The following is an 8,437-nucleotide window of genomic DNA, read 5'->3' as shown; positions in this document are numbered from 1 at the left end:
GACATTCATCGACACACTATTGAGTTCTCAAAGAACACACGCACACACCAACATCCCCGGGTTTAACCGGCTTGTCGGTGAGGCTGCTTGTTTGTTGCTGGTGAAGCTTAGCTCAGCCCTCACAGCAGAACCAAATCCGCTGGTAGTTGGGAGCTAGATGATCATCAGGCGAAGCTCGTCTCACCGGAGTCGGTGTCCGTGTCGCTCTGACCTGGAATAAGTTACGTGTTGGTTGTTCGCATGTCAAATCGCCTGTTCAGGAGGGGTTTTCGCGAACCCGTCCCGACACCCACCGTTCAGTCGGTGGTTCCGACCCGTTCGATCTCGGCCCCGAGCGAGCGCAGGTTCTCCACGAAATCCGGGTAACCGCGGTCGATATGGAAGACGTCGTGCACTTCGGTGACTCCATCGGCGACCAGACCCGCGAGCACCAGACCGGCGCCGGCGCGAATGTCGGAGGACCACACCGGCGCCGAGGACAGTCGCGGAATCCCGCGCACCACAGCGTGATGCCCATCGGTGCGGGCATCGGCGCCCAGGCGAATCATCTCTTCGACAAAGCGGAAGCGCGCCTCGAAGATGTTCTCGGTGATCATCGAGGTGCCGTCCGCGATCGCGGCCAGGCCGATGGCCATGGGCTGCAGGTCGGTGGGGAAACCCGGGAACGGCAGGGTCGAGAAGTTCACCGCGCGCGGGCGATCCGCCTGCACCACGCGAAAACCATCCGGTTCGAACGAGATTCGGGCACCCGCGGAGCGCAGCTTGTCCAGCACCAGCGACAGGTGCTTGGGGTTGATGCCCGTCACCCGCACGTCGCCGGTGGTCATGGCGGCGGCGATACCCCAGGTCGCGGCGACGATGCGGTCACCGATCACCCGGTGCGTGGTCGGCGCGAGCTTGTCCACGCCTTCGATGGTCAATACAGAGGTGCCCGCACCGGAGATCTTCGCGCCCATCCGCGCCAGCATGTTGCAGAGATCCACGATCTCCGGTTCGCGCGCGGCATTGTCGATGACGGTCTCGCCCTCGGCGAGCACCGCGGCCATCAGGATGTTCTCGGTCGCGCCGACCGACGGGAAGTCGAGGCGAATCCGCGCGCCCTGCAGCTCCTCCGCCCGCGCGACCAGGCAGCCGTGCTCGATCTCGGAGGTCGCGCCGAGGAGGCGCAGACCCTGCTGATGCATATCGAGCGGACGCGAACCGATTGCGTCACCACCGGGCAGCGCGACAACGGCCCGCTTGCAGCGCGCCATGAGCGGACCCAATACACACACCGAGGCGCGGAACTGGGTGACCGCCGGGAAGTCCGCGTGGTACTTGGGTTCCGCGGGGGTCACGATGGTCACGGTCTCGTGGTTCACCGTGACATCGCAGCCGAGACCACGCAGCACCTCTGCCATCAGCGGCACATCCAAGATGTCCGGGCAGTTGGTGATCGTGGTCGTACCCTCGGCCAGCAACGCTGCGGCCATCAGCTTGAGGACGCTGTTCTTCGCGCCGCCCACCGCGACCTCACCGACGAGCCTGCTGCCCCCGGTCACCAGAAACCGTTCACTCACGGGGGTCAGCCTAGTGGTCGGATCCCGTGCTCGCGGCGTCTCCGCCCGGCCGCCAAAGTATGTCGCCATCCGGATTGGCTACTCGGCCCAGAATGAACAGCAGGTCGGACAGCCGGTTCAGGTATTTCGCGGGCAGCACACTCGTGTCGTCCGGGTGGGCGTCGACCGCCGCCCAGGCCGCTCGCTCGGCGCGTCGCGCGACCGTGCGCGCGGTGTGCAGCAGTGCGGCCAGCGGAGTGCCGCCGGGCAGGATGAACGAATTCAACGGTGCCAGAGGCTCATTGAACTCATCGCACCACTTCTCGAGGCGGTCGATGTAGTCCTGCGTGATGCGCAGCGGCGGGTACTTGGGCTCGGCGACCACGGGCGTGGAGAGGTCCGCACCGGCGTCGAAGAGATCGTTCTGTATGGAGCGCAACACACCGAGCATCCGCTCGTCGGGCGCCCCGAGCGCGATGGCGACTCCGAGAGCTGCATTGGTTTCGTCACAGTCTGCGTAGGCGATCAAGCGCGGATCGGTCTTGGCCACCCGGGAGAAATCACTCAAACCGGTCGTACCGTCATCGCCGGTCCGCGTATAGATCCGAGTCAGGTGCACGCTCACACGGTCACCTTAGCCCGTGCGCTATCCCGCGCGGCGGCGGCGAATGCGCTCGGAGGGGCGGGATTCCACCCAGGAAAGGAAGGCCGCCATGGCCCCGCGGTCGAGCGCCAGCTCGTAGCTGCCGTCACCGTCCGAGCACATGACGATGACCTCGTCGGTCATGATGTCGTATTCGTCGTCCTGCGGGGACCGTCGCGGACCGATCTCGATCGCGAGCCGGCGCATGGTGGAGTCCGGGCCGAGTTTCAGACTGGAGAGTTTGTAGAAGAGGAGCGTGTCCTCGTCGTAGCGGATGAGGCCGTGCCGCCAGCCGCCGCCGTGCCCGCGCGCGGGCAGCACCCGCAGCAGTGCGGCCGTGCCGCCGCGGCGCAACATCACCAGGCGATACGTCGAGGCCAGGGCCAAACCGACAAGCAACAGCACCAGAATGATCAGAAGCCACATCCCGGTTTGCAATGCCGCTCCGTCCCTTCACATCCGCGTTGCTGTCGATCACGAACCGGCCAGAGGCCGGGCCCCGCTTTCGGTCGATACTAGCGACCGCGGAAAGGCGAAGTCCGGCCATCCACCGAATGTGACGTATGCGCTGTTCAGCGAGGCGCAGAAGATATATCAGCCAATGCTGAACGGCTGGCCGTAGAGCACCAGGTTGCCGATGAAGTTCGTGCTGTCGACTTCGGCGGCGATGAAGGCCCGGGCCTGGGCGTAACCACCACACCCGTCGACGGCGAACGTCTCGTCGACCCAGGTGACGCTGGCGTGCGGGCCGAGAGTCTTGTTGTAGCGCTTGTGCGATTCCTGGCCGTAGTCGTCCGGCTTCTCGAGGTCGAGCATCAGCAGCGCCTTGGCCTGGCCGGGACCCAGGGTGATGCCCGCGCCCATGGCCTCGGTCGGCACGCCGGGGGTGATTCCGCTGCTGGCCACCGTCGCCTGCTCGCTGGCGTTCTCGCTCGGCGAGAACGACCCGATGTCCACCTGGCAGCCCACGATGTAGCCGGGACTGATCTTGATGGTGGCGCTCGACGCGCTCGGCCCGTCCAGATCCACCACACCGCGGGCGGTGGTCCACACATTGCGGTGCATCGGCGTATCACCCATGGAGCCGCTGATCTTCGCCGACTCGTTCTCGATCCGGACGATCAGATTGGTGCCGTCGGCGAGCTGCCGGGTGATGGAGCCGCCCGGCAGCGGGACGAACGTGTCCGCATGCGCGACGCCCGTCGGGCTGAAGCCGCAACCCACCACGGCGGCCAGCGCGACACCCAGAGCCTTGCCACCCCGGACGCGAATTCCCTTGCCGTACATACGATCCCTTCCCTTGTGAAGCGGACCCGTCAGCCGATGCTGAACGGCTGACCGTAGAGGGTGACCTTGGAGTAGTCCGCGCCGATGATCTCGACGGTGGAGACCTGGCGGGCCTGCGCGTACCCACCGCAGCCCTGGATCTCCATGGGAATGTCCTGGTAGTTGATGGTGTAGGTGCCGCTCTTGATCAACTCGATGTTGTTGATCGCGACCCAGACCACCTGGCCGGGCGAGATCGGGAAGCTGAACCCGCCCGCGATGGTGGGCGTCAGACTCAGGGCGAACGACGAGTTCGCGCTCAGCACGCCCAGATTCACCTGGCATCCGATGATGTATCCGGTGGTCAGGTTGGACGACCCGTGGGTGCCCGAGTTGTTGGTGCCCGGAAAGTTCTTCGGGCCGTTGTTGGGACCGACATCCCCGTCCGGGGTGTTCACGTCGGCGGTGACATTGCCGCTCACCCAGGAGGTGCGGCCCGCGCCGTTGGCCGCCAGGGACGGCGAAATGATCGCGCGCTCACCGAGACTGGTGATTTTCACGCCCGGGCCCTCGATGTGCCCGTCCGGGAGCGGCACCACGGCGTCCGCGTTCGCCGCACCCGGTGCGAAGAATCCGAGGGCGACCGCGACAGCAGCGGCGGCCACCCCCCATTTGCCAATACGAAGCCCGCTCATCAACCCCTCGCTCATCGTGCAGCCTGCATCGTGGAGGTAAAGCTGAGAATGCTGGATTGCCAAGACTTTGCGGGATGCTTCAGATCACATCCGTAGACCGGCGATTGCATTTAACCACACGGTGTAACCCGCGTCGCAATTTCGCCACGAGATAACGGAAATCCGTTGGCGCTTACCAGCCGCGGCGGACCGGTTCCCAACCGGAGGCCCGCTCAGTAGGATCCGGGATGGCCCAAAACTGGAACACGTTCTTATGCTCCGGACAATTGGGATGTCTTGGAAGGAGATTCCGTGGAAATCACCGCTGCGGTGGCCCGGGGAGCGGATAAGCCGTTCTCGATGGAGACCCTCGAGCTCGAGGACCCGCGACCGGGCGAGGTGCTGGTGCGCATCGTCGCGAGCGGCGTCTGCCACACCGACCTGGTCACCAAGGGCGTGTTTCCCGCCGATTTGCCGATCGTGCTCGGGCACGAGGGATCCGGCATCGTCGAGCGCATTGGCTCGGAAGTAACCGGAATCGAAGTGGGCGACCATGTGCTGCTCACCTACGCCAGTTGCGGCACGTGTTCCCGCTGCGTCAACGGGCTTCCGCCCTATTGCGAGAATTTCGTCATTCTCAACACCTCCGGCGGGCGTTCGGATTTCACTTCGCCGCTGAGCAACAATGGCGAGCGCGTCATGGGCGCGTTCTTCGGGCAGTCGAGTTTCGCTACGCACGCCTTGGTGCCCGCACGCAGTGTCGTGGTTGTCGACGAGAGCGTCGACCTGACCGCCACCGCCCCGTTCGGCTGCGGCGTGCAGACCGGGGCGGGCGCGGTCGCCAATGTCATGCGGCCGGGCCCCGACGATTCCATCGCCATCTTCGGCGTCGGCGGCGTGGGCATGGCCGCCCTGATGGCCGCCCGCGCGATCGGCGCGGGAACCATTGTGGCCATTGACCTTTCCGCGGAACGGCTGGAGGTCGCCAAGGAGCTGGGCGCGGACGTCACCATCGACGGCGCGGCCGAGGACGTGGTGGCACAGATTCAGGCGGCCACCAACGGCGGCGCGAACTTCGCGCTCGACACCACGGCCATCAATGCCGTGATCGCCAAGGGCCTGGAAGCCTTGGCCCCCATGGGCACCCTGGTGCTCGTCGGCCTGGGCGAGGCGAGCATGGACCTGGAAATCGGCCATCTCACCGGCAACGGGAAGGCCGTGCGCGGCTGCATCGAGGGCAGCGGCGATCCGCAAAAGTTCATTCCGCGGCTGCTGGCCTGGCATGCCGAGGGCAAGTTCCCGATCGAGAAGATCAGCAAGACCTACAAGTTCGCGGATATCGACACCGCGCTGGACGACGCCCACCACGGGGGCACGATCAAACCGATCCTGACCTTCGACTGAGACGAAAAAGGCGGCGGCCCCGGGGATTTCCCCGGGGCCGCCGCTTTGTTCAGTGTCGAGAGACTAGCCCTGGGCAGCCTTCTCGAGGGCGCGCAGCTGGCCCTTGGCCTTGGCCAGCGCGGCCGGGCTCGCATCGACATCGGCGACGACGGCCTTGGCGGCCGCCTCGTCGATATCGAAGGCGAATTCGGCGGACTCGGCCAGCACGCGCACCGAAGTGGCGGTGACCGAGAAGAACCCGCCGTGCACGGCGGCGACGATGCGCTCGTCGTCGTCGGACACGATGGTCACCGTGCCACCCTCGACCAGCTGGCCGAGCAGCGGCTCGTGACCGGCGAGAATGCCGATCTCACCCTCGGTGGTCTGGGCCGAGACGAAGCTCGCCCGGCCCGACCACACCAGTCGCTCGACAGCGACCAGATCAACGGACATATCTGCCATGGGTGACTACTTCCCGGCGATCTTCTTCGCAGCAGCCTCGACGTCGTCCAGGCCACCACAGGAGTTGAACGCCTGCTCCGGCAGGTGATCGAACTCGCCCTTGCAGACGCGATCGAAGTCGTCGATGGTCTGCTCCAGCGGAACGACGGAACCTTCCTGGCCGGTGAACTTCTCGGCGACGATGAAGTTCTGGCCCAGGAACTTCTCCAGGCGACGGGCGCGACCGACGAGGACCTTGTCCTCTTCGGAGAGCTCGTCCATGCCGAGGATGGCGATGATGTCCTGGAGTTCCTTGTACTTCTGCAGGATTCGCTTGACCTCGTTGGCCACCCGGAAGTGCCGCTCGCCGACGATCGAAGCCTCGAGGATACGAGAGGTCGAGGACAGCGGGTCGACGGCCGGGTAGATGCCCTTCTGCGAAATCGGACGCGAAAGCTCGGTGGTGGCGTCCAAGTGCGCGAAGGTGGTGGCCGGCGCGGGGTCGGTGTAGTCGTCGGCGGGGACGTAGATCGCCTGCATCGAGGTGATCGAACGGCCACGGGTCGAGGTGATCCGCTCCTGGAGCTGACCCATCTCGTCCGCCAGGGTGGGCTGGTAACCCACGGCAGAGGGCATACGACCCAGCAGGGTCGAGACCTCGGAACCGGCCTGGGTGAACCGGAAGATGTTGTCGATGAAGAGCAACACGTCCTGGTTCTGCACATCGCGGAAGTACTCCGCCATGGTCAGGGCCGACAGGGCGACGCGCATACGCGTGCCCGGCGGCTCGTCCATCTGGCCGAAGACGAGGGCGGTGTCCTGAAGGACGCCCATCTCTTCCATTTCCAGGTGCAGGTCGGTGCCCTCACGGGTGCGCTCACCGACGCCCGCGAACACGGACGTACCGGAGAACTCACGCGCGATACGGGTGATCATCTCCTGGATCAGCACGGTCTTGCCGACACCGGCACCACCGAACAGACCGATCTTGCCGCCCTTGACGTACGGGGTCAGCAGGTCGATGACCTTGATGCCGGTCTCGAGGATCTCGGTCTTGCCCTCGAGCTGGTCGAAGGCGGGCGGCTGGCGGTGGATGCCCCACTGCTCGCCGTCGCGGCCCAGACCCGGGGTGTCGAGGCAGTCACCGAGGGCGTTGAACACGTGGCCCTTGACGACGTCACCGACGGGCACCGAGATCGGCTTGCCGGTGTCGCGCACCGAGGCGCCACGAACCAGACCGTCGGTCGGCTGCATGGAGATGGTGCGAACGATGTTGTCGCCCAGGTGCTGCGCAACCTCGAGGGTCAGGGTCTTGGCCACCGACGCGAGCGCGATGTCCACGTTGAGGGCGTTGTACAGGTCGGGAATCGAACCGCGCGGGAACTCGACGTCCACGACGGGTCCGATGACGCGGGCGACACGGCCTGTGCCGACCCGAGTTTCAGTAGCTGCGGTCATTGGTTCTCTTCCTGGGCCTTAGTCGCGGTCCGAGCTCGACGCCAGTGCGTTGGCACCGCCGACGATTTCCGTGATTTCCTGCGTAATCTGCGCCTGGCGCAACGAGTTCGCGGTCCGGGTCAGCGAATTGACCAGGTCCGTGGCGTTATCCGTTGCGGCCTTCATGGCGGTGCGGCGCGCAGCCGACTCCGATGCCGCCGCTTCGAGCAGCGACGAGTAGATCCGAGTGTTGATGTACTTCGGCAGCAGCGCGCCCAGCAGGCGATCCGCGTCCGGCTCGAACTCGTACTGGGGCGACAGCGTGGCCGACTCGGAGTCGGTGAAGCTGTCGGGGCCCAGATCGAAGTTCTCGTCAACGAAGGTCACCTGGATCGGGGCCAGGCGACGCACCTCGGGCTGCTGCGACAGCATCGACACGAAACGCGTGTAGACGATGTGCAGTTCGTCGACGCCCGGCATGGTGCCGACCCCGTTGGGGGTCTCCACCTCGCCGTCGGCACCGGCCATGAATGCCTCCACCAGGTGGTTGCACGCGGCCGAGGCGTCCACGTAGTTGGGCTGCTGTGAGAAGCCCAGCCAGGACCCGTTCACCGTCCGCTTGCGGAAGGTGTAGTAGGTCAGGCCCTTCGCGCCCATCACGTACAGCACCGGCTCCTTGCCCTCGGAGCGCAAGGTGGTCATGAGCTCCTCGGCCTGCTTGAGCACGTTGGAGTTGTAACCACCGCACATACCGCGGTCGGAGGTGATGACGAGAACGGCTGCACGACGCGGATTCTCGCGCTCGGTCAGCAGCGGGTGGCTGAGATTGCCACTGGCACCGGCCAATTCGGCCAGGACCTTGGTGATCTCCTCCGCGTACGGCTTGGCGGCCGCAACGCGCGCCTGCGCCTTGCTGATTCGCGAGGTCGCGATGAGCTCCTGCGCCTTGGTGATCTTCTTGATCGAGCTCACGGAACGAATACGGGAGCGAAGTTCACGCACGCTTGGCATTAGCGGGTCACCCTCCCTTCATTCGTCGATTCGGTCATTCGCAT

The 8,437-nt window shown here is 65.4% G+C and carries 9 protein-coding genes; 1 reads left to right on the top strand and 8 read right to left on the bottom strand.

The features are described 5' to 3' along the window. Positions 1–296 precede the first annotated feature (296 nt). From murA to ACYVN4_RS44005, 5 genes are all read right to left on the bottom strand, one after another. Complete coding sequence (gene murA, locus ACYVN4_RS44025; protein ID WP_379366587.1) at positions 297–1,559, bottom strand: UDP-N-acetylglucosamine 1-carboxyvinyltransferase; 1,263 nt, start codon at positions 1,557–1,559, stop codon at positions 297–299. A 10-nt stretch (positions 1,560–1,569) separates the two neighbouring features. After that, a complete protein-coding gene (locus ACYVN4_RS44020; RefSeq protein WP_460730047.1) occupies positions 1,570–2,163 on the bottom strand; it encodes a cob(I)yrinic acid a,c-diamide adenosyltransferase in 594 nt (197 codons plus the stop codon). Between the two features lie 21 nt (positions 2,164–2,184). Continuing rightward, positions 2,185–2,607, bottom strand: coding sequence for a DUF2550 domain-containing protein (locus ACYVN4_RS44015; RefSeq protein WP_379366584.1), 423 nt, complete (start codon positions 2,605–2,607; stop codon positions 2,185–2,187). Between the two features lie 168 nt (positions 2,608–2,775). Next, complete coding sequence (locus tag ACYVN4_RS44010; RefSeq protein WP_460730044.1) at positions 2,776–3,468, bottom strand: MspA family porin; 693 nt, start codon at positions 3,466–3,468, stop codon at positions 2,776–2,778. A 29-nt stretch (positions 3,469–3,497) separates the two neighbouring features. Beyond that, positions 3,498–4,157 (bottom strand): MspA family porin, encoded by a 660-nt coding sequence (locus ACYVN4_RS44005; protein ID WP_460730042.1) that lies wholly within the window; start codon positions 4,155–4,157, stop codon positions 3,498–3,500. A gap of 276 nt (positions 4,158–4,433) precedes the next feature. On the opposite strand from ACYVN4_RS44005, the gene ACYVN4_RS44000 reads away from it, so the two are divergent. Then, positions 4,434–5,525 (top strand): NAD(P)-dependent alcohol dehydrogenase, encoded by a 1,092-nt coding sequence (locus tag ACYVN4_RS44000; protein WP_460730040.1) that lies wholly within the window; start codon positions 4,434–4,436, stop codon positions 5,523–5,525. A gap of 63 nt (positions 5,526–5,588) precedes the next feature. Here the strand turns inward: ACYVN4_RS44000 and ACYVN4_RS43995 are convergent, their stop codons facing one another. From ACYVN4_RS43995 to ACYVN4_RS43985, 3 genes are read right to left on the bottom strand one after another with little or no spacing between them, the layout of a single operon-like run. Then, complete coding sequence (locus ACYVN4_RS43995; protein ID WP_460730038.1) at positions 5,589–5,966, bottom strand: F0F1 ATP synthase subunit epsilon; 378 nt, start codon at positions 5,964–5,966, stop codon at positions 5,589–5,591. Positions 5,967–5,972: 6 nt separating this feature from the next. Next, positions 5,973–7,403, bottom strand: coding sequence for a F0F1 ATP synthase subunit beta (atpD, locus tag ACYVN4_RS43990; RefSeq protein WP_460730036.1), 1,431 nt, complete (start codon positions 7,401–7,403; stop codon positions 5,973–5,975). 18 nt (positions 7,404–7,421) lie between these two features. Further along, positions 7,422–8,393, bottom strand: coding sequence for a F0F1 ATP synthase subunit gamma (locus tag ACYVN4_RS43985; RefSeq protein WP_460730034.1), 972 nt, complete (start codon positions 8,391–8,393; stop codon positions 7,422–7,424). Positions 8,394–8,437: the final 44 nt, after the last annotated feature.

This window comes from Nocardia heshunensis, from assembly GCF_054782115.1.
Note: the sequence above shows the minus strand (reverse complement) of the source record. Positions and strands in the feature narration are given on the sequence as shown.

Coding starts and splice junctions, on each gene's coding strand:
- ACYVN4_RS44010 (WP_460730044.1), bottom strand. CDS start 3,468: ATGTACGGCAAGGGAATTCGCGTCCGGGGTGGCAAGGCTCTGGGTGTC.
- atpD (WP_460730036.1), bottom strand. CDS start 7,403: ATGACCGCAGCTACTGAAACTCGGGTCGGCACAGGCCGTGTCGCCCGC.
- ACYVN4_RS43985 (WP_460730034.1), bottom strand. CDS start 8,393: ATGCCAAGCGTGCGTGAACTTCGCTCCCGTATTCGTTCCGTGAGCTCG.
- ACYVN4_RS43995 (WP_460730038.1), bottom strand. CDS start 5,966: ATGGCAGATATGTCCGTTGATCTGGTCGCTGTCGAGCGACTGGTGTGG.
- ACYVN4_RS44015 (WP_379366584.1), bottom strand. CDS start 2,607: ATGTGGCTTCTGATCATTCTGGTGCTGTTGCTTGTCGGTTTGGCCCTG.
- ACYVN4_RS44005 (WP_460730042.1), bottom strand. CDS start 4,157: ATGAGCGAGGGGTTGATGAGCGGGCTTCGTATTGGCAAATGGGGGGTG.